This window comes from Streptomyces sp. DT190 (assembly GCF_049846985.1).
In the GTDB taxonomy this organism is placed as follows: Bacteria; Actinomycetota; Actinomycetes; order Streptomycetales; family Streptomycetaceae; genus Streptomyces.
In genome coordinates this window covers 230,403-253,079 of record NZ_JBNCNM010000002.1, presented here as the reverse complement: position 1 = coordinate 253,079, position 22,677 = coordinate 230,403, and the positions used below count along the sequence as shown (strand labels likewise).

Genomic DNA, 22,677 nt, shown 5'->3' with positions numbered 1-22,677 from the left:
AGAAGCGGAGGCCACCGCTCCGATCGGAGGGTGATCACACGCCGACGGACGGTTACTTCGACCACTCTCCTCCCCTCTCCTCACGTTTTCGGGGCTCTTGCGTCCATACGGGTGGTGTTCATCTGAACATCGTCGCGCCACGGCCGGAGGTCCACCACTTCGCAGCCCTCCTACACATCATGAGGAAAGTACGCAAATCGCCCAACCCGAAAGTGAGGGGCCATGGCCCGGAACAAGGTCATGAAGCTGTGGACCGCCATCGTCACCGCCTTCCTCGCCCTGTGCACGGCGCTCGGATTCATCACCACGACCGCCGCGGCCGCAGTACCGCAGGCCGAGCAGCAGCGCAACAGCGAGCGCATCCCGCACCAGCGGACGGCACCGGTGAGCGCTCCCTGGGCCCAGGCGAGGGCCCTGCCCCCCACGATGAAGCAGCGCATCCGCGCCGAGGCTCACGGCAAGTCCCCGCGCTGCCGCCACCGCTCCCTCACGGACTCGACGGCCCCGACCACGACCGACTGCCACGACGAGGACCCGGACGCCGAGGGCGACCCCGCCGCCGCCCGCCTCACTCCCCTCACGCGCTGAACGCCCGGTCCCTGGTACGTCCTGGCGATCTTGCGTACCCCCACGACCCACCAGAGACCCGCAAAGACCCCGGCCGCTTACGGCCGGGGTCTTCGCATGTCCCGAGCCGGCACGTCCCGATCACCGGCAGAGGACCGCGAGAAGCACATCGGTGCCCACCCCACTGCACACCGGCGCCAGTGCCCACCCCACTGCACACCGGCGCCGGCCGTCACACGCCCCTTGCCCGCGCGCCGCTCCCACGGCTCGTCACAGAGCCACCCCACACCGCAGGCCGCGGGCTACGGCTGTCTTCCTGGGAACGAGAAAACCCCCGGTCCAGTGGACCGAGGGTTCTTCACTGTGGGGCTAACAGGATTTGAACCTGTGGCCTCATCCTTATCAGGGATGCGCTCTAACCAACTGAGCTATAGCCCCGCCGCGCTCTGCGGTGTGTGTCCCGCGCGCTGACTCCTGAAGATTAGCGCACGACATGGGCAGTCCCAAAATCGGTTGCCGGGGCGACCGCAGAGGGGCGTCACTCGTCCTCGGCGAGCGTCAGCTCCACACCGCCCACGAAGCCCGCGGAGAGGTTGTAGATGAACGCGCCGAGCGTCGCGAGGGCCGTCGCGAGGACGACGTCGATGACCGCGATGACCGACGTGAACAGCAGGACGTTGGGCAGTGACAGGAAGGCCTGCAGGTCGAAGCCGTTGGACTCGTTGGAGCCGGTGGCCTCGGAGATCGTGCCGCCGACGGTCGAGAAGACGCCCATCGCGTCCATGACCATCCACAGCACCGCTGCGGCGACGATCGTGCAGATGCCCAGCGCGATGGAGAGCAGGAAGCTGACCTTCATCACCGACCACGGGTCGGCCTTGGCCACCCGCAGGCGCGCCTTGCGGACGCGGGGCGTGGTGCGCGCCCCCGTGCGCGGACGCCGCATCGCGGCCGCCCCCGCGTCGGCACCGGCGACGGCCCCCTGCTGCGCCGGGTAGGCCTGCGGCGGGTGGTACGGCCCGGCCGGCTGCTGCGTCTGCCGTTCCCCCGGCAGCGGCGAGGCCGGCTGCGCGGCGGCGCCCTGGTCCTGGGCGGCCGGCTGCGGCTGCGCCGGTGCGCCGGTGGCGGCCGGGCCCGCTCCAGGCTTGTGCTGGGTCTGCGGACCTCGGGTGTCCGTCACAGTTCCCCCCTGTGATCCATGCGCGTCAGGCGAGGCCGAGTCCTTGGTCGGGGACTTGATCGCCTTCAGGTTGGTCGTGTGCGGATCCGCCGCACGCGCGGCGGAGCCACGGCCGCCGCCGTCCGTCTCCGTACCCTTCGAGGTACCGGCCGGTCCGGCGCCCGTGGCTCCGCTCACGCTGACTCACTCCTCGTGCTACTCGGCCGAGGGCGCCTCACCCTCGTCCGTGCCGGTGGTCCCGGCCCCCTCGGCGGACTCGTCGACGACCACGTCGCCGTCGACCTCCTCCGCCTCGCGTCCCGCCTCGGCGTTGCGAGCGATGCCCACGACGGCATCGCGCTTGCCCAGATTGATCAGTTGGACGCCCATGGTGTCACGGCCGGTTTCCCTGATCTCGTTGACTCGCGTGCGAATCACACCGCCCGACAGCGTGATGGCGAGGATCTCGTCGGTCTCCTCGACCACCAGCGCGCCGACGAGGGAACCGCGGTCCTCGACGATCTTGGCGGCCTTGATGCCGAGGCCGCCGCGACCCTGGACGCGGTACTCGTCGACGTTGGTCCGCTTCGCGTACCCGCCGTCTGTGGCAGTGAACACGAACGTACCGGGTCGAACAACATTCATCGAGAGCAGCTCGTCACCCTCGCGGAAGCTCATGCCCTTGACACCCGAGGTGGCACGGCCCATGGGCCGCAGGGTGTCGTCCGATGCGGTGAACCTGATCGACTGCGCCTTCTTGCTGATCAGAAGCAGATCGTCATCGGCAGAGACGAGTTCGGCACCGATCAGTTCGTCGTCCGAACCGTCCTCCATCGACCGGAGGTTGATCGCGATCACACCGCCGGAGCGGGGCGAATCGTAATCCTTCAGTGGCGTCTTCTTCACAAGACCGGCCTTGGTGGCGAGCACGAGGTACGGAACGGCCTCGTAGTCGCGGATCGCCAGGATCTCGGCGATCGCCTCGTCCGGCTGGAAGGCGAGCAGGTTCGCCACGTGCTGGCCGCGCGCGTCCCGGCCGGCGTCGGGCAGCTCGTAGCCCTTCACGCGGTAGACGCGGCCCTTGTTGGTGAAGAACAGCAGCCAGTGGTGCGTGGTGGACACGAAGAAGTGGTCGACGATGTCGTCTTCCTTGAGCTTCGCGCCGCGCACGCCCTTGCCGCCGCGCTTCTGGGCGCGGTAGTCGTCGGTCTTGGTGCGCTTGATGTAGCCGCCCCGGGTGACCGTGACGACGATGTCCTCCTCGGCGATCAGGTCCTCGATGGACATGTCGCCCTCGTACGGGATCAGCTTGGTCTTGCGGTCGTCGCCGTACTTCTCGACGATCGCGGCCAGCTCCGCGCTGACGATGCCGCGCTGGCGGACCGGGGAGGCCAGGATCTCGTTGTACTCGTTGATCTTCGCCTGGAGCTCGTCGTGCTCCTGGACGATCTTCTGGCGCTCCAGGGCGGCCAGCCGGCGCAGCTGCATCTCGAGGATGGCGTTGGCCTGGATCTCGTCGATCTCCAGCAGGCTCATCAGGCCGCCGCGGGCGATCTCGACGGTGTCGCTGCGCCGGATCAGCGCGATGACCTCGTCGATGGCGTCCAGGGCCTTCAGCAGGCCGCGCAGGATGTGGGCCCGCTCCTCGGCCTTGCGCAGCCGGAAGCGCGTACGGCGGACGATGACCTCGATCTGGTGCGTCACCCAGTGGCGGATGAACGCGTCGAGCGAGAGCGTGCGCGGCACGCCGTCGACCAGCGCCAGCATGTTGGCGCCGAAGTTCGTCTGCAGGTCCGTGTGCTTGTAGAGGTTGTTCAGGACGACCTTGGCGACCGCGTCCCTCTTGAGCACGATCACGAGCCGCTGGCCCGTGCGGGAGGACGTCTCGTCGCGGACGTCCGCGATGCCGCCGATCTTGCCGTCCTTGACGAGGTCGGCGATCTTCTGGGCGAGGTTGTCCGGGTTCGTCTGGTACGGCAGCTCGGTGACGACCAGGCACTGGCGGCCCTGGATCTCCTCCACCTCGACCACCGCGCGCATGGTGATGGAGCCGCGGCCGGTGCGGTACGCCTCCTCGATGCCCTTGCGGCCGACGACGAGCGCGCCGGTCGGGAAGTCGGGGCCCTTGATGCGCTCCAGGAGGGCGTCCAGCAGTTCCTCGTGCGAGACCTCGGGGTTCTCCAGGTACCACTGGGCACCGGCCGCGACCTCGCGCAGGTTGTGCGGCGGGATGTTGGTCGCCATGCCGACCGCGATACCGGCCGAGCCGTTGATCAGCAGGTTCGGGAAGCGGGCCGGCAGGACGGTCGGCTCCTGGGAGCGGCCGTCGTAGTTGTCCGTGAAGTCGACGGTCTCCTCGTCGATGTCACGGACCATCTCCATCGACAGCGGCGCCATCTTGCACTCGGTGTACCGCATGGCCGCGGCCGGGTCGTTGCCCGGGGAGCCGAAGTTGCCGTTGGAGTCGACGAGCGGCATGCGCATCGACCAGGGCTGGGCGAGGCGCACGAGCGCGTCGTAGATGGAGGAGTCGCCGTGCGGGTGGTAGTTGCCCATGACGTCGCCGACGACGCGGGCGCACTTGTAGAAGCCGCGCTCGGGGCGGTAGCCGCCGTCGTACATGGCGTACAGGACGCGGCGGTGCACGGGCTTGAGACCGTCGCGGACGTCGGGCAGCGCACGCGAGACGATGACGGACATCGCGTAGTCGAGGTACGAGCGCTGCATCTCCGTCTCGAGCCCGACGGGCTCGACACGCATCGCGAGGTCGCCGCCCTGCTCAGGGGTGACGGGAGTGTTCTCGTCGGTCATTGCTGGTGGGGATCCTTCCTGGTGCGGTCAGCTGAGACCGACTCAGATGTCGAGGAAGCGGACGTCCTTGGCGTTGCGCTGGATGAACTGGCGCCGGGCCTCGACGTCCTCGCCCATCAGGACCGAGAACAGGTCGTCGGCCTGCGCGGCGTCGTCCAGGGTGACCTGGCCGAGGACCCGGTGCTCCTGGTCCATCGTGGTCACGCGCAGCTCCTCGGCGTTCATCTCGCCGAGACCCTTGAAGCGCTGGATCGAGTCCTCGCGGACGCGCTTGCCGCGCTGACGGCCCATCTCGATGAGCGCGTCGCGCTCGCGGTCCGAGTAGGCGTACTCGACGTCGTCCCGGCCCCACTTGATCTTGTACAGCGGCGGACGCGACAGGTACACGTGCCCGGCCTCGACCAGCGGCCGCATGAAGCGGAACAGGAAGGTCAGCAGCAGCGTGCTGATGTGCTGGCCGTCGACGTCGGCGTCCGCCATCAGGATGATCTTGTGATAGCGGAGCTTCTCGATGTCGAAGTCCTCGTGCACACCCGTGCCGAAGGCCGAGATCAGCGCCTGGATCTCCTGGTTCTGCAGGATCTTGTCGATCCTGGCCTTCTCGACGTTGAGGATCTTGCCGCGGATCGGGAGGATCGCCTGGTACTGCGGGTTGCGGCCGGACTTGGCCGAACCGCCGGCGGAGTCACCCTCGACGATGAAGATCTCGCACTTGGTGGGGTCGTTCGACTGGCAGTCCGAGAGCTTGCCCGGCAGGGACGCCGTCTCCAGCAGGCCCTTGCGGCGGGTCAGGTCGCGGGCCTTGCGGGCGGCCACGCGCGCGGTGGCGGCCTGGATGCCCTTGCGGACGATGTCCGCGGCCTCGACCGGGTTGCGGTCCAGCCAGTCGTTGAGGTGCTCGTAGACGGCCTTCTGGACGAAGGTCTTCGCCTCCGTGTTGCCCAGCTTGGTCTTGGTCTGGCCCTCGAACTGGGGCTCGCTCAGCTTCACCGAGATGATCGCGGTGAGACCCTCGCGGATGTCGTCGCCCGTGAGGTTGTCGTCCTTCTCGCGGAGCAGCTTCTTGTCGCGCGCGTACTTGTTGATCAGGTTCGTCAGCGCCGCGCGGAAGCCCTCTTCGTGGGTGCCGCCCTCGTGGGTGTGGATGATGTTGGCGAAGGAGTACACGCCCTCGCTGTAACCACTGTTCCACTGCATGGCGACTTCGAGGGAGAGGGACTTGTCCTTGTCCTCGGCCTCGAGGTCGATCACCGACGGGTGCACCGCCTCTCCCTTGCGGGAGTTGAGGTACTTCACGAAGTCGACGATGCCGCCCTCGTAGTGGTACGTGACCGTCTTGACCTCGGCGGTCTCGTCCGCGCCGGCCTCGTCCGCACCGGAGGTGGCCTTGGCCGACTCGCGCTCGTCGGTGAGCTTGATGGTCAGGCCCTTGTTGAGGAAGGCCATCTCCTGGAAGCGCCGCGACAGCGTCTCGAAGGAGTAGTCGGTGGTCTCGAAGATGTCGCCGTCGGCCCAGAAGGTGACCGAGGTGCCGGTCTCGTCCGTGGCCTCGTGCTTGGCCAGCGGCGCCGTCGGCACGCCCATCTTGTAGTCCTGCGTCCAGCGGTGGCCGTCGGTCCGCACCTCGACGGAGACCTTGCTGGACAGGGCGTTCACGACCGAGACGCCGACGCCGTGCAGACCACCGGAGACCGCGTAGCCGCCGCCGCCGAACTTGCCGCCCGCGTGCAGCACGGTCAGCACGACCTCGACGGCCGGCTTGCCCTCGGACGGGACGATGCCCACCGGGATGCCGCGGCCGTTGTCGACGACGCGCACGCCGCCGTCGGCGAGGATCGTGACCTCGATCGTGTCCGCGTGCCCGGCCAGCGCCTCGTCGACGGAGTTGTCGACGACCTCGTACACGAGGTGGTGCAGGCCGCGCTCACCGGTGGAACCGATGTACATACCGGGTCGCTTGCGGACCGCGTCCAGACCCTCGAGGACGGTGATGGCACTGGCGTCGTACGACGCCGTTACGGAGGCCTCGGCGACTCCGGCCGGGGCCTCGGGGGACGGGATGTTCTCGTTGGGGTTGCCGGAATCGGCCACGAAGCGCCCTTTCTGGCACAGCACGAGCCAGGCTCGTCGGCGGGTTGCCGGAGCGGCTGCGGCATGTTGCGTTGGTAAGCCTTGATCAGCGTTGCTCAGCTTTTCCCGGACGGTCCCCACGAGTGGGGCGGGATTGCTCCCAGTCTACCGGTAGCACTGACACTGATGGGGGTTTGCCGGTACCTGAGTCCGCATGTGCCGCCCTCGACGGGTCTCGTCCGACTCCCGATATACGGATGGGGGCTCCAAGAGGCTCACGGAGCCACTCAGCGCTTCCGGCCGTCAACCCTTGGCTACTTCGGAGTCAGGTCGCGATTCGCAACCGTGTGCGGTGCGGCGACAGGACGGCCGCAGACGCCGGTCCGGGCCCGAAAGACGTGACGTAAGTCACCTGTAGCTGTCGTCGGGACCGCTGCTGCCGGGGGCGCGCAGAGGGCCGTAGCGGCGCGCGGGAGCGCTGGGTCCGACGACCTTGATGTGCCGCACGGTGCCGTGCCCCAGGTCCTCGTTGAGGCGGGCGACGAGCACCGGAGCAAGGCGGCGCACCTCGGTCGCCCAGACCGGCGACTCGCACTGCACGATCAGCACCCGCTCGTCCTCGTCGTACCGCTGCGGGGTGCAGTGGCCGGCGAGCTGCTCTCCGACGATCTGCGGCCAGCGGCCCATCACACCGCCCACCGCGGCCGGGGCCTCCCAGCCGCGCTCGGTGATCAGCCGGTTGATCGCTCCGCCGAGCGCCATGGGGTCGCGGCCGTCGGCGCGCGCGCCGGAGCGCAGCCCGCCGCCGCGGCGCGCCTGCTTCTTCTGCTGCGCGGCGTCCCCCCGCGCGCGGGCGGCCTCCTTGGCGGCGCGCAGGGCCACGCGCGCGAGGTCCACACCGGAGGGCTCGGGGTTCTTCTTCGGCTCCTGCGCGCTCATACGCGCTCCACCGTCCCCTCGGACACGGCGTACCGCGCCCCGGACAGCACGTGCGGGACGTCGTCGTCCACCGCCGCGGTCACCAGGACCTGCTCACCGGGGGCGACCAGTTCGGCGAGGCGCTCGCGCCGGCGGGTGTCCAGCTCCGCGAAGACGTCGTCGAGCACCAGCACCGGCTCGTTGCCCTCGGCCCGCAACAGGTCGTACGAGGCCAGGCGCAGCGCCAGCGCGTACGACCAGGACTCGCCGTGGGAGGCGTAGCCCTTGGCGGGCAGCTGGCCGAGCTTGAGCAGCAGGTCGTCGCGGTGCGGCCCGACCAGCGTCACGCCCCGCTCGATCTCCTGCTTGCGGGCCTCGGCGAGCGCGGCCGTCAGCTGCTCGAACAGGTCGTCGCGCGTGTGCGCCTCACCCGGCGCGGACGGCTTGTACTCCAGGGCGACCGGGCCGCCGCCGGGGGCGAGCTGCTCGTACGCCTTGTCGGCCAGCGGCTGGAGCGTGGCGATCAGGTCCAGGCGCTGGGCGAGCAACTCGGCGCCCGCGCGCGCCAGATGCTGGTCCCACACGTCCAGGGTGGACATGTCCATGGAGCGGCCGCCGTGCCGCCGGGCCAGCGCGGCCGACTTCAGCAGGGTGTTGCGCTGCTTGAGCACCCGGTCGTAGTCGGAGCGGACCCCGGCCATGCGCGGCGAGCGGGCGGTAATCAGCTCGTCGAGGAAGCGCCGCCGCTCCCCGGGGTCGCCCTTGACCAGGGCGAGGTCCTCCGGCGCGAACAGGACCGTACGGACGATCCCCAGCACGTCACGCGGCCTGACCTGCGAGGATCTGTTGATACGGGCGCGGTTGGCACGGCCCGGGTTGATTTCGAGCTCGACCAGCTGCTGCCGTTCGCCCTGCCGCACCTGGGCCCGGATGATCGCGCGCTCGGCGCCCATGCGGACCAGGGGGGCGTCGGAGGAGACCCGGTGGCTGCCGAGGGTGGCCAGGTAGCCGACGGCCTCGACGAGGTTGGTCTTGCCCTGCCCGTTCGGCCCGACGAAGGCCGTCACCCCCGGGTCGAGCGGGACCTCGACCCGGGGATAGGAGCGGAAGTCGGCCAGCGACAGATGCGTGACGTGCATGGTCGTTCCGCCGACCTCCCTCGGTGCTCGGTTGCTTCCGGCTACTTCTTCTCGGCTACTTCTTCTCGACCGCGTGGCCGCCGAACTGGTTGCGCAGCGCCGCGATCATCTTCATCTGGGGCGAGTCCTCCTGACGGGAGGCGAACCGCGCGAACAGCGACGCGGTGATCGCCGGCAGCGGCACCGCGTTGTCGATCGCGGCCTCCACGGTCCAGCGTCCCTCGCCGGAGTCCTGTGCATAACCCCGGAGCCCGTCCAGGTGCTCGTCCTCGTCGAGCGCGTTCACCGCGAGGTCGAGCAGCCAGGAGCGGATGACCGTGCCCTCCTGCCAGGAGCGGAAGACCTCCCGGACGTCGGTCACGGAGTCGACCTTCTCCAGCAGCTCCCAGCCCTCGGCGTAGGCCTGCATCATGGCGTACTCGATGCCGTTGTGGACCATCTTCGCGAAGTGGCCCGCGCCGACCTTGCCGGCGTGCACGGAACCGAAGTCGCCCTCCGGCTTGAGGGCGTCGAAGACCGGCTGCACCTTGGCGACGTTCTCCGGGTCGCCGCCGTACATCAGCGCGTAGCCGTTCTCCAGGCCCCAGACGCCGCCGGAGACGCCGCAGTCGACGAAGCCTATGCCCTTGGCGGCCAGCTCCTCGGCGTGCTTCTCGTCGTCCGTCCAGCGGGAGTTGCCGCCGTCCACGACGACGTCGCCCGGCTCCAGCAGCTCGGCGAGGCGGTCGACGGTGGACTGGGTGGCCTCGCCCGCCGGGACCATCACCCAGACCACGCGCGGTCCGCTGAGCTTGCCCACAAGCTCTTCCAGGCTGTGGACATCGGCGAGGTCCGGGTTGCGGTCGTATCCGTACACGGTGTGGCCCGCGCGGCGGATCCGCTCGCGCATGTTGCCGCCCATCTTGCCGAGGCCGACGAGACCGAGCTCCATCAGTTGTTTTCCTTCGGTTTGCAGGTGTCCGACGTGGCGCTGCGACACGTGTGTGCCGCGTCCGAGCCTAATCCCGGACGCTCGCGCACATCTGTGGGCATACGCGCTCAGTCGCACGCCCCCACCTGCGGCTTTACCCCCAGCCTGTGGACAGCCGGCGGGGCTCAGCCGCTGAGGCGCACCGGCATGATCAGGTACTTGTAGGCCTCGTCCGCCTCGGCGTCCAGCGCGGGCTTGCCGCTGAGCAGCGCGGGCTTGGTGGACGTCGTGAAGGACAGCTGGGCGACCGGGGAGTCGATGGCGCTCAGGCCGTCCAGCAGGAACGTCGGGTTGAAGGCGATCGAGATGTCGTCACCCTCCAGCTGGGCGTCCACCCTTTCCACAGCCTGTGCGTCGTCGCTGGAGCCGGCCTCCAGGATGAGCACGCCCTGCTCGAAGCTCAGCCGCACCGGGGTGTTCCGCTCGGCGACCAGGGCCACGCGCTTGACGGCCTCCACGAAGGGGGCGGTCTCGATCACGGCGACGCTGTTGAACTCCGTCGGGAACAGCGTGCGGTACTTCGGGAGGTCGCCCTCCAGCAGGCGGGTCGTGGTGCGGCGGCCGGCGCCCTCGAAGCCGATCAGGCCCTCGCCCGAGCCCGAGCCGGACAGCGCCAGGGTCACCTGGTCGCCGCTGGTCAGGGCCTTGGCGGTGTCCAGGAGCGTCTTGGCGGGCACCAGGGCGACCGCGGAGGCGTCCGGGTTCTCCGGCTTCCACAGGAACTCGCGGACCGCGAAGCGGTAGCGGTCGGTGGAGGCCAGCGTGACGGTGTCGCCCTCGATCTCGATGCGGACGCCGGTGAGGACGGGCAGCGTGTCGTCACGGCCGGCGGCGATGGCGACCTGGGCGGCCGCGGAGGCGAAGACCTCGCCGGGGACCGTGCCCGTCGCGTTCGGCATCTGGGGCAGGGCCGGGTACTCCTCCACAGGCAGGGTGTGGAGGGTGAACCGCGAGGAGCCGCAGACCACCGTCGCCCGTACACCGTCTGTGGAGATCTCCACCGGCCGGTTGGGGAGCGCGCGGCAGATGTCCGCGAGCAGGCGGCCGGAGACCAGGACCGTGCCCTCCTCCTCGACCTCGGCCTCGACGCCCACCCGGGCGGAGACCTCGTAGTCGAAGCCGGACAGGCTCAGCTGGCCCTCCTCGGCCTTCAGGAGCAGGCCGGCGAGGACAGGCGCCGGCGGACGGGCCGGGAGGCTGCGAGCCGCCCAGGCCACTGCCTCCGCGAGTACGTCGCGTTCCACCCGGATCTTCACTGTTGCCGCCTCCTGCTGTTGCCGGCGCTTCTCGCTCTGCCTGGCCCTCGTCGTCTGTCTCGGTGTCGACGGTCCCTGAGACGGGGAGGACACCGGGGACCAGTCTGACGCACGGCACTGACAGTAGGTGCCTCTCGGGGTCAAGTCGTGACGAGGGGCAGCCGGGCGCCGAGGAGCGAGTTGTGCACAGGACCCGCTTCGAAACGGATTCCGCTCTCTCTCTAGTCGGGAGTAGTAGTAGGGCCTGTGGATACCGTGGATAACCACGTTTGCCCAGCTCAGAGCGGAAATTTTGTCCACCGGGCCTGTGGGTGACGGCGGTGGACAACCGGGCGTCTCTGTGGAGAACGGAAAGTTCTCCACACCCCGTGCACAGGGTGAGGCGAGTTCTCCCCAGTGCCGTCCCCAGGTTTACCCAGCTTTCCCACAGCCCAACCCGGCACCTTTGTGTGACGCCTTTCACTCGACCCGGTGAGGAGGCGCGTCGGGTTGCCGAACAGTGGACAGCCATGTGGAGAAGCCGCCGATCGCTGGGGACAACCGCCCCCAGCCTGTGGGCGACCCGTGGACAACTCGGTGCACAGCCTGTGGATCACCGCTTCGTCCACAGTCTGTGGAGATCCTTCGTCCACCAATCCACAAGCGGCTGAGCTGGTCTGATGGTCTTTCAACCGCGCTCCCTGTGGACACGATCTGGACAACTTCCCGGTCCCCAGGATGTGGACGGCAGAAAGTCCCCGAATCTGTGGAGGGAGGCCGTAACCCCGCGACTATTCGAACAGCGGGGTGTGGGCGGCGGCCGGCGCGGATGCCCCTGAGCACGCGGAAGGGCGCCCCCGGGAGGCTCCGGGGGCGCCCTTCCGCGGTCCGGGTAGCGGCGCTCAGCCGTTCTTGATGCGGTTGGTCAGCTCCGTGACCTGGTTGTAGATGGAGCGGCGCTCCGCCATCAGATTGCGGATCTTGCGGTCCGCGTGCATGACCGTCGTGTGGTCGCGGCCGCCGAACAGCGCGCCGATCTTCGGCAGCGACAGGTCCGTCAGCTCCCGGCACAGGTACATGGCGATCTGCCGGGCGGTGACGAGGGCACGGCCGCGGGAGGTGCCGCACAGGTCCTCGACGGTCAGCCCGAAGTAGTCGGCCGTGGCGCCCATGATGGCCGTGGAGGTGATCTCCGGCGCCGAGTCGTCGCCGCCGGGGATGAGGTCCTTGAGGACGATCTCCGTGAGTCCCAGGTCCACCGGCTGCCGGTTGAGCGAGGCGAACGCCGTGACCCGGATCAGCGCGCCCTCCAGCTCGCGGATGTTCCGCGAGATCCGGGACGCGATGAACTCCAGGACCTCCGGCGGCGCGTTCAGCTGCTCCTGCACCGCCTTCTTGCGCAGGATCGCGATCCGCGTCTCCAGCTCGGGCGGCTGGACGTCCGTGATCAGTCCCCACTCGAAGCGGTTCCGCAGCCGGTCCTCCAGCGTCACCAGCTGCTTGGGCGGCCGGTCGCTGGAGAGCACGATCTGCTTGTTGGCGTTGTGGAGCGTGTTGAAGGTGTGGAAGAACTCCTCCTGCGTCGACTCCTTGTCCGCCAGGAACTGGATGTCGTCGACGAGCAGGATGTCCATCTCGCGGTACCGCTTGCGGAAGCTGTCGCCCTTGCCGTCCCGGATGGAGTTGATGAACTCGTTCGTGAACTCCTCCGAGCTCACGTACCGCACCCGCGTGCCGGGGTACAGGCTGCGCGCGTAGTGCCCGATGGCGTGCAGCAGGTGCGTCTTGCCGAGCCCGGACTCCCCGTAGATGAACAGCGGGTTGTACGCCTTGGCCGGCGCCTCCGCGACGGCGACCGCGGCCGCGTGTGCGAAGCGGTTGGACGCGCCGATGACGAAGGTGTCGAAGAGGTACTTCGGGTTCAGGCGTGCGGTGGGCTCGCCCGGGCCGGTCGCCGGCGCGGGCTGCGCGGCCAGCGGGCCGGGCGCCCCGGTCGTCGGCAGGTTCGGGCCGACCGGGCCGCCCCGGTGCACGTGCCCCGAGCCGGCCGGCGGCTCCGGCAGCTCGCGCCGGACCGGGTCGCGCTGGTCGTAGTCGGGCCGCGAGGCCTCGTACTCGGAGCGCTGCTGCTCGTAGGAGGGGCGCTCCATCGGCTGCGGCCGGTAGTCCTGCGATCCGTAGGGCTCCTTCGGTGAGCCGTAGGAATCGGGGGATCCGTAGGAGTCCTGGCCGCCGTAGGCGTCCTGCGAGGGTGACGCGTACGGGTCACGGTCGGGGAAGCCGAGGCGCTGCTGCTGCCAGCCGTAGTCGTCCTGCGTCGGCCGCGGCCAGGCGCCGGGCTCGGGGCGCTGGTACTCGGAGGGGTAGGCCGGTCGGGCCGTCGGAAGCTGGTCTGCGCGCGTAGGCGGATGCTGGTCGCCGCCCGTGCCGGGCAGCGGCTCGGCACGGTGCCGGCCGTAGCCCTCGTACCCGTCCCGGTCCTTGCGGCCGTCGTAGCCGTCCCGGTCCTTACGGCTGTCGTAGCCGTCCCGGTCCGGACGGTTGTCGTACGCGTCACGCTCCGGGCGCGCGTCGTAGCCGTCGCGGTCCGGACGCGCGTCATACCCGTCGCGGTCCTGGCGGCTGTCGTAACCGTCGCGGTCCTTGCGGCCGTCGTAGCCGTCACGGTCGGGGCGGGCGTCGTAACCGTCGCGGTCCTGGCGTGCGGACGGGAGCTCGGGCTCCTCGTAGCGCGACTGGGGGCGGGCCTGCGGTGCCGGCGCGGGCGGGGGCTCGCCCGCGGAGTCGTCGACGGTGATCGCGATCCGGATCGGACGGCCGCACTCGCGGCTCAGCGTCTCGCTGACGACCGGCGCCAGACGGCCTTCGAGCACGCCCTTGGCGAATTCGTTCGGTACGGCGAGCAGAGCCGTGTCGGCGACCAGCGCGAGCGGCTGGCAGCGCCGGATCCAGTGCTCGTCCTTCGCCTCGACCCCTTGGCCGCGGCCCTCCCCGAGGAGCTGCTCCAATACGCGTGGCCACACTGCGGCAAGATCGGCAGGTACGTCAGCCACAGGGCACGCTCTCTCACGGGTCCCTCGAAGGTGTGATCCGGGGACGGGTCGGGATGTAAATCGGGTCGGGCAGGGATAAGGGAACGAATCGGAGTCCAGTCACGGTAGTCAGGGCGGCGGCTGCGGTTCAAGTTGTTGTCCCCAGCCTGTGGACAAGTGTCTCCCGGGGACTCCTGGTTTGACCGGATGGCGTAGCCGCGCGTACCGTAACCAGGTCGAGTTGTCGATGGCTGCTGCCGCCTGCCTCCGATGGGCACAGATCACTGGGGTGATCGGTCAGCGGTGCACTCGGGCGTAACTGCGAGCTACTCGTGGGCGCACGGTGACAGCCAGGACGGCACCCCGCAACCACCGATTCTTTCTGGAGCCCCCGAGTGAGCAAGCGCACCTTCCAGCCGAACAACCGTCGTCGCGCGAAGACCCACGGCTTCCGGCTGCGTATGCGCACCCGTGCCGGCCGCGCGATTCTCGCGTCCCGCCGTAGCAAGGGTCGCGCCCGCCTGTCCGCCTGATCCCGATCAGGTCATGACGTCGTGCTGCCCACCGAGAACCGGCTGAGGCGGCGCGAGGACTTCGCGACCGCGGTACGACGAGGTCGTCGGGCAGGCCGCCCGACCCTCGTCGTCCACCTTCGAAGCGGTGCCACGGACCCGCATGCGCCTGGGGAGAGCGCTCCCCCGACGCGTGCGGGTTTCGTCGTGAGCAAGGCTGTGGGTGGCGCGGTCGTGCGCAACAAGGTGAAGCGCAGGCTTCGCCACCTGATGCGCGAGCGAGTCGCCCAGCTGCCCCCCGGTAGCCTGGTAGTCGTACGAGCGCTGCCCGGATCGGGCGACGCCGACCATGCACAGCTGGCCCGAGACCTGGACGCCGCCCTTCAACGGCTGCTGGGAGGGGGCGCGCGATGAAGTACCCGCTGCTGGCTCTGATCAAGCTCTACCAGTGGACGATCAGTCCGCTGCTCGGGCCGGTCTGCAAGTACTACCCGTCGTGCTCCCACTACGGCTACACGGCCATCGACCGGCACGGTGCCATCAAGGGCACGGCACTCACGGCCTGGCGCATCCTGCGGTGCAATCCGTGGTCGCTGGGCGGTGTGGACCACGTCCCGCCGCGCAAGCGTCCGCGGTGGCACGAAATGCTGCGTAACGCGTGGCGCGCACGCAAGGGCGGGCCCTCCTCCGCCGACCCGGCCACCGAGGGACAGACTTCTCCCACAAGTCCGTCGAGTCCTTCGAGCCCGGCCGCAGAGACACCGTCCCATGCCCAAGGAGCATGATTAGTGGACACGATTGCCAGCCTCTTCAGCTTCATCACCACACCCGTCTCCTGGGTCATCGTCCAGTTCCACACGGTGTACGGCGCCATCTTCGGCCCCGACACCGGGTGGGCCTGGGGCCTGTCGATCGTGTCCCTGGTGATCCTGATCCGTATCTGCCTGATCCCGCTCTTCGTGAAGCAGATCAAGGCGACCCGGGCGATGCAGACGCTCCAGCCCGAGATGAAGAAGATCCAGGAGCGCTACAAGAACGACAAGCAGCGTCAGTCCGAAGAGATGATGAAGCTGTACAAGGAGACGGGCACCAACCCGCTCTCCTCGTGCCTTCCCATCCTGGCGCAGTCCCCGTTCTTCTTCGCCCTGTACCACGTGCTCAACAGCATCGCCTCGAACGACACCATCGGTGTGATCAACGAGAACCTGCTGCAGAGCGCGCAGAAGGCGCACATCGTCGGTGCCCCCCTGGCGGTGAAGTTCACCGACAGCGCGTCGAAGGTCGAGGCGCTCGGCGCCACCCTCACCGACGTCCGCGTGGTCACCGCCGTCATGATCGTCCTGATGTCGGCGTCGCAGTTCTTCACACAGCGCCAGCTGATGACGAAGAACGTCGACACCACGGTGAAGACGCCGTTCATGCAGCAGCAGAAGATGCTGATGTACGTCTTCCCGGTCATGTTCGCCGTCTTCGGCATCAACTTCCCGGTCGGTGTCCTCGTCTACTGGCTGACCACCAACGTGTGGACCATGGGCCAGCAGATGTACGTCATCCGCAACAACCCGACTCCCGGTTCCAAGGCCCAGGCCGAGTACCTGGAGCGCCTGCACAAGCACGTCACGCAGCGCGCCAAGGTCAGCCGGCGCCGCGACCGCGTCATCGTGAAGGCCATCGTCGCCAAGGGCCGCGACCGCAACGAGTTCGAGCGCAAGTTCATCAACGGCCTGAGCAAGGCCGGACTCGCCGCCCAGGCCGACGGCACCGTGATCAAGAGCGACGCCGCGGCCGCCGCCCAGGCCGAGGACGGTACGCCGGTGACCACCGGAACGCCGAAGCGCCAGCAGCCCAAGCGGCAGACCAAGGCGCAGCGCCAGTCCGGCACCGTCGGAGGTGCGAAGGCGGCCGGTGAGCAGGAGCCGAAGACCTCGCTGACCAAGTCCGACGAGCCCGAGGACGCCAAGCCCGCCCCCGCTGCCAAGAAGGGCGGCGCGAAGCCCGCCGGCGGTACCCGCAGCAAGGCCCAGTCCGGACAGCGCAAGGGTCCCCAGCGGCCCAAGTCCCCGTCCAAGAAGTAAGAAGGAGTCCATCCCGTGACGGAAGGCACCACCTCCGCCGCTGCCGAGGGTGCAGACACCCTGACTCGCCTGGAGCAGGAAGGCGAGATCGCGGCGGACTACCTGGAGGGTCTGCTCGACATCGCCGACCTCGACGGCGACATCGACATGGACGTCGAGGCCGACCGTGCCTCTGTCTCGATCATCAGCGACACGGGCAGCCGTGACCTGCAGAAGCTGGTCGGCCGCGACGGCGAGGTGCTGGAGGCGCTCCAGGAGCTCACCCGTCTGGCCGTGCACCGGGAGACCGGTGACCGCAGCCGTCTGATGCTCGACATCGCGGGATACCGCGCCCGGAAGCGCTCCGAGCTGTCCGAGCTGGGCGCCAAGGCCGCCGCCGAGGCCAAGAGCAGCGGCGAGGCCGTGAAGCTGCAGCCGATGACGCCCTTCGAGCGCAAGGTCGTGCACGACGCGGTCAAGGCCGCCGGCCTGCGCAGCGAGTCCGAGGGCGAGGAGCCGGAGCGCTTCGTCGTCGTTCTGCCCGCCTGATCGGCCTCTACGTTTCCCCGGCCCCGTCTGTTGCGCAGACGGGGCCGAACTTTGTCAGCCTGATAGTTCTGTGGTTCTGATGTCGGCGCCGAGTGCGCCGACGCGGTACGGAAGGACGGTCCCCCCGTGACGGAGGCAGCGGAGCTTCCCCCCGCGCCCGAGCAGGCGCGCGAGGTGTTCGGTGACCGCTTCGCGGATGCGGTGCGGTACGCCGAGCTGCTCGCTGAGGCGGGCGTGCAGCGCGGTCTCATCGGTCCACGCGAAGTGCCCCGCCTGTGGGAGAGGCACCTGCTGAACTGCGCGGTGCTCTCCGAGGTCGTACCCGAGGGTGTGACGGTGTGCGATGTCGGCTCCGGTGCCGGCCTTCCGGGCATTCCACTGGCGCTGGTCCGGGAGGACCTCAAGATCACCCTGCTGGAGCCGCTGCTGCGGCGCACCAACTTCCTCACCGAGGTCGTCGAGCTGCTCGGCCTCGATCATGTGACGGTCGTGCGCGGCCGGGCCGAGGAGGTCATGGGGAAGGTCCAGCCCGTCCATGTGGTGACCGCCCGAGCCGTCGCGCCCCTCGATCGTCTTGCCACCTGGGGTATCCCGCTGCTGCGCCCGTACGGAGAGATGCTGGCGCTGAAGGGCGACGCGGCCGAGGAGGAGCTGAAGAGCGCCTCGGCGGCCCTGAGCAAGCTCGGAGCCGTGGAGACCTCCATCCTGCACGTGGGCCAGGGTGTGGTGGATCCCATGTCCACCGTCGTGCGGGTCGAGGTCGGGGAGAGCCCGGGCGGCGTGCGCTTCGCCGCGAAGCGGGCCAAGGCGGCCCGCGCGGGTCGCGCCCGACGGCGACGCTGATCCGTCCTGCGGACGAGACGTACTCCACACAAGCTGCCAAACCTACGCATGCCGGAGTGTCGCGGCTGCTCGGCCACGGCTGCCCTGCATCGTGTTTCACGTGAAACGTCGCTCACTGCTGCACGGCATCATCAGTCGTGGCCGCGCTGCGGCCGAACCCCGCGACCGTAAGCCCCTCGGTTCACTCGATGAGGGAGCCGAGTTGTCCACAGAGGTGGATTTCTCCACAGAACGCCAGGCCTCACTGGTTCACGACCCCGAAGGCATGGGAGGCTCTGTTCATTGCGAGCCTGAAGTCGAGGAGAGTGAATCCTTGCGGTCCGACGCCAACATCGCGGGACCGATGACCGATCCGGTCCCCGGTCCCCGTACCGAGTCGATGGGGGCGGATGTTTCACGTGAAACACCGCCTCCGATGGACGACACTCCCATCGGTCGTGCTGCCCAATTGGCGGTGGAGGCTCTGGGCCGGGCCGGCGAGGGCCTGCCGCGACCCGAGCAGACCCGCATCATCGTGGTCGCCAACCAGAAGGGCGGTGTGGGCAAGACGACGACGACCGTCAACCTGGCCGCGTCGCTGGCTCTGCACGGCGGCCGGGTCCTCGTGGTCGACCTCGACCCCCAAGGGAACGCGTCCACCGCACTGGGGATCGACCATCACGCCGAAGTTCCGTCCATCTACGACGTGTTGGTGGAGAGCAAGCCGCTCTCCGAGGTCGTCCAGCCGGTCCCCGATGTCGAAGGCCTCTTCTGCGCCCCCGCCACGATCGATCTCGCCGGTGCGGAGATCGAGCTGGTGTCCCTGGTGGCACGGGAGAGCAGGCTGCAGCGCGCCATCCAGGCGTACGAGCAGCCGCTGGACTACATCCTCATCGACTGCCCGCCCTCGCTCGGACTCCTGACGGTCAACGCCTTGGTGGCGGGCCAGGAGGTCCTGATTCCGATCCAGTGCGAGTACTACGCGCTGGAGGGTCTGGGCCAGTTGCTGCGCAACGTCGACCTCGTGCGGGGGCACCTCAACCCCACCCTGCACGTCTCGACCATCCTGCTCACCATGTACGACGGCCGGACGCGCCTGGCGTCCCAGGTCGCCGAAGAGGTACGGACCCACTTCGGCGACGAGGTACTGCGGACCAGCATCCCCCGGTCCGTCCGTATCTCCGAGGCGCCGAGCTACGGACAGACGGTCCTGACTTACGATCCAGGATCGAGTGGTGCCCTCTCTTATCTTGAGGCGGCACGAGAAATCGCACTGAAGGGCGTGGGCATCAGCTATGACGCCACACACGCCCACATCGGCGCACAGCAGAACGACCCGAGCATGGTGGAGGGCATCCAGTGAGCGAGCGACGGAGGGGGCTGGGCCGTGGTCTCGGCGCACTGATCCCTGCCGCCCCGACCGAGAAGTCGGTGGCCCAGGCCGCGGTGGGGGGCGCCGCTTCCGCATCCCCTGCGGCAGTGCCCACGCTGCCCAGTGAACGGGGAGTGGCCGCAGCGAAGGTGGCGACGCTGCCGCCTGTTTCACGTGAAACGGAGGAGCCGGCGCAGCCCAGTGCGCCCGCTCCCGCGGCACCGATCGGTGCGCACTTCGCCGAGATCCCGCTCGATGCGATCACGCCCAACCCTCGGCAGCCGCGCGAGGTCTTCGACGAGGACGCGCTGTCCGAGCTCATCACCTCCATCAAGGAAGTGGGGCTCCTCCAGCCGGTCGTCGTACGGCAGGTGGGTCCCACCCGCTACGAGCTCATCATGGGCGAGCGTCGCTGGCGGGCCTGCCGCGAGGCGGGCCTTGAGGCGATCCCTGCGATCGTGCGGGCCACGGAGGACGAGAAGCTCCTTCTGGACGCCCTGCTGGAGAACCTGCACCGGGCTCAGCTGAACCCGCTGGAAGAGGCCGCTGCCTACGACCAGTTGCTCAGGGACTTCAACTGCACGCACGATCAGCTGGCGGACCGCATCGGCCGTTCCCGTCCACAGGTCTCCAACACCCTGCGGCTGCTGAAGCTCTCGCCGGCTGTGCAGCGCCGGGTCGCCGCGGGGGTGCTCTCCGCCGGTCATGCTCGGGCTCTGCTGTCCGTCGAGGACTCGGAGGAGCAGGACAAGCTGGCTCACCGCATCGTCGCCGAAGGACTCTCGGTGCGTGCCGTCGAGGAGATCGTGACCCTTATGGGATCGCGGCCTCAGAAGGCTCAGCGCCCCAAGGGACCGCGCGCCGGGGGCAGGGTCTCTCCCGCGCTCTCCGATCTCGCCATGCGGCTCTCAGACCGTTTCGAGACGCGGGTGAAGGTCGACCTGGGACAGAAGAAGGGCAAGATCACCGTCGAGTTCGCCTCGATGGAGGACCTTGAGCGGATCCTCGGTTCTCTCGCCCCCGGCGAGGGACCGGTTCTGCAGAAGAGTCTCCTGGAGGGCGACTCCGAGGAAGGCGAGTCCTGAGTCTCCGGAAGGAGTCTCGACTGTGCAACCGACGGAGCGGGCCGTGTCCGGTGTGTACCGGAACGTGGCCCGCTCTTTCCTTTCTGGCGGTTTTGATGGAATCGCATCGTGGATACGATGCGTTCGGGTACGGCGCGACCACCCGGCAGCACCTCCGAGAGCGAGGCAGGGGCCATGCGAACGATGAGCCGCACCGGACTGGTGAGCGCCGGTTTGGGGCTGGGGGCCGTCGGTGGGTACATCGGCAGCCTCCTCAGGGAACGGAGTGCTCTGACAGCCGCCCGCGATGCGGCGGGCGAAGGAAGCGAGGAACAGCCTTCATGGGCCGTCGGCTTGTACCCCTCACGCTGGACAACCTCCAGGACCTTCCCCAGCGCTGCCGCTCGTGTGTCTTCTGGGAGCTCGACCCGGTCAGCGGTGAGGCAGCGGTAAAGGCGGGCACGTCCGACCTGGAGAAGGAGTCGTGGATCTCAGCGGTGCTGCTGGACTGGGGCTCCTGCGGCCGGGTCGTCTACGTCGACGACGTTCCGGTGGGCTTCGTGCTCTACGCCCCTCCCGCCTATGTCCCCCGCTCCACGGCGTTCCCCACGAGCCCGGTCTCCCCGGACGCCGTCCAGCTGATGACCGCGTTCATCGTGCCGGGCTACCAGGGGCAGGGGCTGGGCCGGGTGATGGTGCAGACGGTGGCGAAGGATCTGCTGCGGCGTGGCTTCAAGGCGATCGAGGCGTTCGGAGATGCGCGCTGGAAGGAGCCGGCCTGTGTCCTGCCCGCCGATCATCTCCTGGCGGTGGGCTTCAAGACGGTTCGGCAGCATCCCACCCACCCCCGGCTGAGACTGGAGCTGCGGTCCACGCTCTCCTGGAAGGAAGACGTCGAGATGGCGCTCGACCGGCTTCTGGGAGCCGTCCAGAAGGAACCGGCGCTGAGGCCGCTGTAGCGGTCCGGCACACAAACGAATGGGCCAACCCTTCCGGGTTGGCCCATTCGTGTTTCACGTGAAACATGCACCGCCGAGGTGGCGGCTCAGCTGGCTCACTCGGCGATGAACTCCTCCAGGTCGCGCACGATCGCGGCCTTCGGCTTGGCACCCACGATGGTCTTGGCGACCTCGCCGCCCTGGTAGACGTTCAGGGTCGGGATGGACATGACGCCGTACTTGGCGGCCGTACCCGGGTTCTCGTCGATGTTCAGCTTGACGATCTCGATCTTGTCGCCGTACTCGGAGGCGATGGCCTCGAGGGAGGGGGCGATCTGGCGGCACGGGCCGCACCAGGCGGCCCAGAAGTCCACCAGGACGGGCTTGTCACTCTTGAGGACGTCCTGCTCGAAGGAATCGTCGGTCACATTCTTCAGGGTGCCGGCCACGGCGGGCTCCTTAACTGTTGGTGCGCGGGGCGGGTAGGGAGGGGTCAGACAGCGGTCTTCTCGGGCTCCGGCTGCTCCTCGTCCGCGAGGGCGGCCAGGAAGCGCTCGGCGTCGAGAGCGGCGGAGCAGCCGGTCCCGGCCGCCGTGATCGCCTGCCGGTAGGTGTGGTCCACGACGTCGCCGGCAGCGAAGACACCCGGCAGGTTCGTGCGCGTCGACGGCGCGCTCACCTTCAGGTAGCCCTCTTCGTCCAGGTCGAGCTGACCCTTGAAGAGCTCGGTGCGGGGGTCGTGGCCGATGGCGATGAACAGACCGGTCACCGCAAGGTCCGAAAGCTCGCCGGTCTTGAGGTTGCGCAGCTTCAGCCCGGAGAGCTTGGGGTCGCCCTGGATCTCGGCGACCTCGCTGTCCCACACGAACGAGATCTTCGGGTCGGCGAAGGCGCGCTCCTGCATGGCCTTGGAGGCACGCAGGGTGTCCCGGCGGTGGACGACGGTGACGGACTTGGCGAACCGCGAGAGGAAGGTCGCCTCCTCCATCGCGGTGTCACCACCACCGATCACGGCGATGTCCTGGTCCTTGAAGAAGAACCCGTCACAGGTGGCACACCACGACACGCCACGGCCGGAGAGGGCGTCCTCGTTGGGCAGGCCGAGCTTGCGGTGCTGCGACCCGGTCGTCACGATGACGGCCTTGGCCCGGTGGACGGTGCCGGCGGTGTCCGTGACGGTCTTGATCTCACCGGTCAGGTCGACGGCCACCACGTCGTCAGGAACGAGCTCGGCGCCGAAGCGCTCCGCCTGGGCCCGCATGTTGTCCATGAGCTCGGGGCCCATGATGCCGTCCTGGAAGCCCGGGAAGTTCTCGACGTCGGTGGTGTTCATGAGCGCACCACCCGCGGTCACCGCGCCCTCGAACACCAGGGGCTTCAGCGACGCGCGTGCGGTGTACAGCGCCGCCGTGTAACCGGCGGGCCCGGAGCCGATGATGATCACGTTACGGACGTCGCTCACGGC

20 protein-coding genes and 1 tRNA gene are annotated in these 22,677 nt (G+C 68.8%); 10 read left to right on the top strand and 11 right to left on the bottom strand.

Annotated elements, in window-relative coordinates; translation table 11 throughout:
- Window positions 1-222: 222 nt before the first annotated feature.
- Window positions 223-588 carry a DUF6344 domain-containing protein gene (locus ACPXCS_RS04590; protein WP_425944297.1) on the top strand — a complete coding sequence of 122 codons (366 nt, stop codon included), beginning with the start codon at window positions 223-225 and terminating at the stop codon, window positions 586-588.
- A 343-nt stretch (window positions 589-931) separates the two neighbouring features.
- Here ACPXCS_RS04590 and ACPXCS_RS04585 read toward each other — a convergent pair.
- The 9 genes from ACPXCS_RS04585 to dnaA all read right to left on the bottom strand — a co-directional run bounded on the left by ACPXCS_RS04585 (window position 932) and on the right by dnaA (window position 13,922).
- Window positions 932-1,005 (bottom strand) — tRNA-Ile (locus tag ACPXCS_RS04585).
- A 100-nt stretch (window positions 1,006-1,105) separates the two neighbouring features.
- On the bottom strand, window positions 1,106-1,924 hold the full coding sequence (locus ACPXCS_RS04580; RefSeq protein WP_425944298.1) for a DUF3566 domain-containing protein: 819 nt from the start codon (window positions 1,922-1,924) through the stop codon (window positions 1,106-1,108).
- Window positions 1,925-1,942: 18 nt separating this feature from the next.
- On the bottom strand, window positions 1,943-4,537 hold the full coding sequence (gyrA, locus tag ACPXCS_RS04575; protein ID WP_425944300.1) for a DNA gyrase subunit A: 2,595 nt from the start codon (window positions 4,535-4,537) through the stop codon (window positions 1,943-1,945).
- 42 nt (window positions 4,538-4,579) lie between these two features.
- Window positions 4,580-6,652 (bottom strand): DNA topoisomerase (ATP-hydrolyzing) subunit B, encoded by a 2,073-nt coding sequence (gyrB, locus tag ACPXCS_RS04570; RefSeq protein ID WP_425944301.1) that lies wholly within the window; start codon window positions 6,650-6,652, stop codon window positions 4,580-4,582.
- A 363-nt stretch (window positions 6,653-7,015) separates the two neighbouring features.
- Window positions 7,016-7,546: a DUF721 domain-containing protein gene (locus tag ACPXCS_RS04565; RefSeq protein ID WP_425944303.1), complete on the bottom strand. Its 531-nt coding sequence runs from the start codon at window positions 7,544-7,546 to the stop codon at window positions 7,016-7,018.
- On the bottom strand, window positions 7,543-8,664 hold the full coding sequence (gene recF, locus ACPXCS_RS04560) for a DNA replication/repair protein RecF (protein WP_425944306.1): 1,122 nt from the start codon (window positions 8,662-8,664) through the stop codon (window positions 7,543-7,545). Before recF ends, ACPXCS_RS04565 begins: the two co-directional genes overlap by 4 nt.
- A gap of 55 nt (window positions 8,665-8,719) precedes the next feature.
- Window positions 8,720-9,595 carry a phosphogluconate dehydrogenase (NAD(+)-dependent, decarboxylating) gene (gnd, locus tag ACPXCS_RS04555; RefSeq protein WP_425944308.1) on the bottom strand — a complete coding sequence of 292 codons (876 nt, stop codon included), beginning with the start codon at window positions 9,593-9,595 and terminating at the stop codon, window positions 8,720-8,722.
- Between the two features lie 164 nt (window positions 9,596-9,759).
- Window positions 9,760-10,890 carry a DNA polymerase III subunit beta gene (dnaN, locus tag ACPXCS_RS04550; protein ID WP_356441910.1) on the bottom strand — a complete coding sequence of 377 codons (1,131 nt, stop codon included), beginning with the start codon at window positions 10,888-10,890 and terminating at the stop codon, window positions 9,760-9,762.
- A gap of 881 nt (window positions 10,891-11,771) precedes the next feature.
- The gene (dnaA, locus tag ACPXCS_RS04545; protein WP_425944311.1) at window positions 11,772-13,922 is read right to left on the bottom strand and encodes a chromosomal replication initiator protein DnaA; all 2,151 of its coding nucleotides are present in this window, start codon (window positions 13,920-13,922) and stop codon (window positions 11,772-11,774) included.
- Between the two features lie 374 nt (window positions 13,923-14,296).
- On the opposite strand from dnaA, the gene rpmH reads away from it, so the two are divergent.
- The 9 genes from rpmH (at window position 14,297) to ACPXCS_RS04500 (ending at window position 21,233) form a co-directional block, all read left to right on the top strand.
- The gene (gene rpmH, locus ACPXCS_RS04540; protein WP_003956500.1) at window positions 14,297-14,434 is read left to right on the top strand and encodes a 50S ribosomal protein L34; all 138 of its coding nucleotides are present in this window, start codon (window positions 14,297-14,299) and stop codon (window positions 14,432-14,434) included.
- A gap of 21 nt (window positions 14,435-14,455) precedes the next feature.
- Complete coding sequence (rnpA, locus tag ACPXCS_RS04535) at window positions 14,456-14,827, top strand: ribonuclease P protein component (RefSeq protein ID WP_078650725.1); 372 nt, start codon at window positions 14,456-14,458, stop codon at window positions 14,825-14,827.
- Window positions 14,824-15,198 (top strand): membrane protein insertion efficiency factor YidD, encoded by a 375-nt coding sequence (yidD, locus tag ACPXCS_RS04530; RefSeq protein WP_365736438.1) that lies wholly within the window; start codon window positions 14,824-14,826, stop codon window positions 15,196-15,198. The genes rnpA and yidD overlap by 4 nt, the downstream gene beginning before the upstream one ends.
- A gap of 3 nt (window positions 15,199-15,201) precedes the next feature.
- Complete coding sequence (yidC, locus tag ACPXCS_RS04525) at window positions 15,202-16,488, top strand: membrane protein insertase YidC (protein WP_425944315.1); 1,287 nt, start codon at window positions 15,202-15,204, stop codon at window positions 16,486-16,488.
- A 15-nt stretch (window positions 16,489-16,503) separates the two neighbouring features.
- Window positions 16,504-17,016: a protein jag gene (locus ACPXCS_RS04520; RefSeq protein WP_425944317.1), complete on the top strand. Its 513-nt coding sequence runs from the start codon at window positions 16,504-16,506 to the stop codon at window positions 17,014-17,016.
- A 126-nt stretch (window positions 17,017-17,142) separates the two neighbouring features.
- Entirely contained in the window at window positions 17,143-17,859 is a 717-nt protein-coding gene (rsmG, locus tag ACPXCS_RS04515; RefSeq protein ID WP_425944319.1) for a 16S rRNA (guanine(527)-N(7))-methyltransferase RsmG, read from the top strand.
- Between the two features lie 265 nt (window positions 17,860-18,124).
- Window positions 18,125-19,201 carry a ParA family protein gene (locus ACPXCS_RS04510; RefSeq protein ID WP_425944528.1) on the top strand — a complete coding sequence of 359 codons (1,077 nt, stop codon included), beginning with the start codon at window positions 18,125-18,127 and terminating at the stop codon, window positions 19,199-19,201.
- Complete coding sequence (locus ACPXCS_RS04505) at window positions 19,198-20,295, top strand: ParB/RepB/Spo0J family partition protein (RefSeq protein WP_425944321.1); 1,098 nt, start codon at window positions 19,198-19,200, stop codon at window positions 20,293-20,295. The genes ACPXCS_RS04510 and ACPXCS_RS04505 overlap by 4 nt, the downstream gene beginning before the upstream one ends.
- 320 nt (window positions 20,296-20,615) lie before the next feature.
- Window positions 20,616-21,233, top strand: coding sequence for a GNAT family N-acetyltransferase (locus ACPXCS_RS04500; RefSeq protein WP_425944323.1), 618 nt, complete (start codon window positions 20,616-20,618; stop codon window positions 21,231-21,233).
- Window positions 21,234-21,328: 95 nt separating this feature from the next.
- Here ACPXCS_RS04500 and trxA read toward each other — a convergent pair whose 3' ends face one another.
- Both trxA and trxB read right to left on the bottom strand, forming a co-directional pair.
- Window positions 21,329-21,661 (bottom strand): thioredoxin, encoded by a 333-nt coding sequence (gene trxA, locus ACPXCS_RS04495; RefSeq protein ID WP_030847066.1) that lies wholly within the window; start codon window positions 21,659-21,661, stop codon window positions 21,329-21,331.
- A gap of 44 nt (window positions 21,662-21,705) precedes the next feature.
- Window positions 21,706-22,674, bottom strand: a complete 969-nt coding sequence (gene trxB, locus ACPXCS_RS04490) for a thioredoxin-disulfide reductase (protein ID WP_425944326.1) — start codon at window positions 22,672-22,674, stop codon at window positions 21,706-21,708.
- Window positions 22,675-22,677: the final 3 nt, after the last annotated feature.

What these genes read in the sequence shown, in the direction of transcription:
- ACPXCS_RS04590 (WP_425944297.1), top strand. Translation starts at nt 223, where the DNA reads ATGGCCCGGAACAAGGTCATGAAGCTGTGGACCGCCATCGTCACCGCC.
- gyrA (WP_425944300.1), bottom strand. Translation starts at nt 4,537, where the DNA reads ATGACCGACGAGAACACTCCCGTCACCCCTGAGCAGGGCGGCGACCTC.
- ACPXCS_RS04565 (WP_425944303.1), bottom strand. Translation starts at nt 7,546, where the DNA reads ATGAGCGCGCAGGAGCCGAAGAAGAACCCCGAGCCCTCCGGTGTGGAC.
- recF (WP_425944306.1), bottom strand. Translation starts at nt 8,664, where the DNA reads ATGCACGTCACGCATCTGTCGCTGGCCGACTTCCGCTCCTATCCCCGG.
- gnd (WP_425944308.1), bottom strand. Translation starts at nt 9,595, where the DNA reads ATGGAGCTCGGTCTCGTCGGCCTCGGCAAGATGGGCGGCAACATGCGC.
- yidD (WP_365736438.1), top strand. Translation starts at nt 14,824, where the DNA reads ATGAAGTACCCGCTGCTGGCTCTGATCAAGCTCTACCAGTGGACGATC.
- ACPXCS_RS04510 (WP_425944528.1), top strand. Translation starts at nt 18,125, where the DNA reads ATGGGAGGCTCTGTTCATTGCGAGCCTGAAGTCGAGGAGAGTGAATCC.
- ACPXCS_RS04500 (WP_425944323.1), top strand. Translation starts at nt 20,616, where the DNA reads ATGGGCCGTCGGCTTGTACCCCTCACGCTGGACAACCTCCAGGACCTT.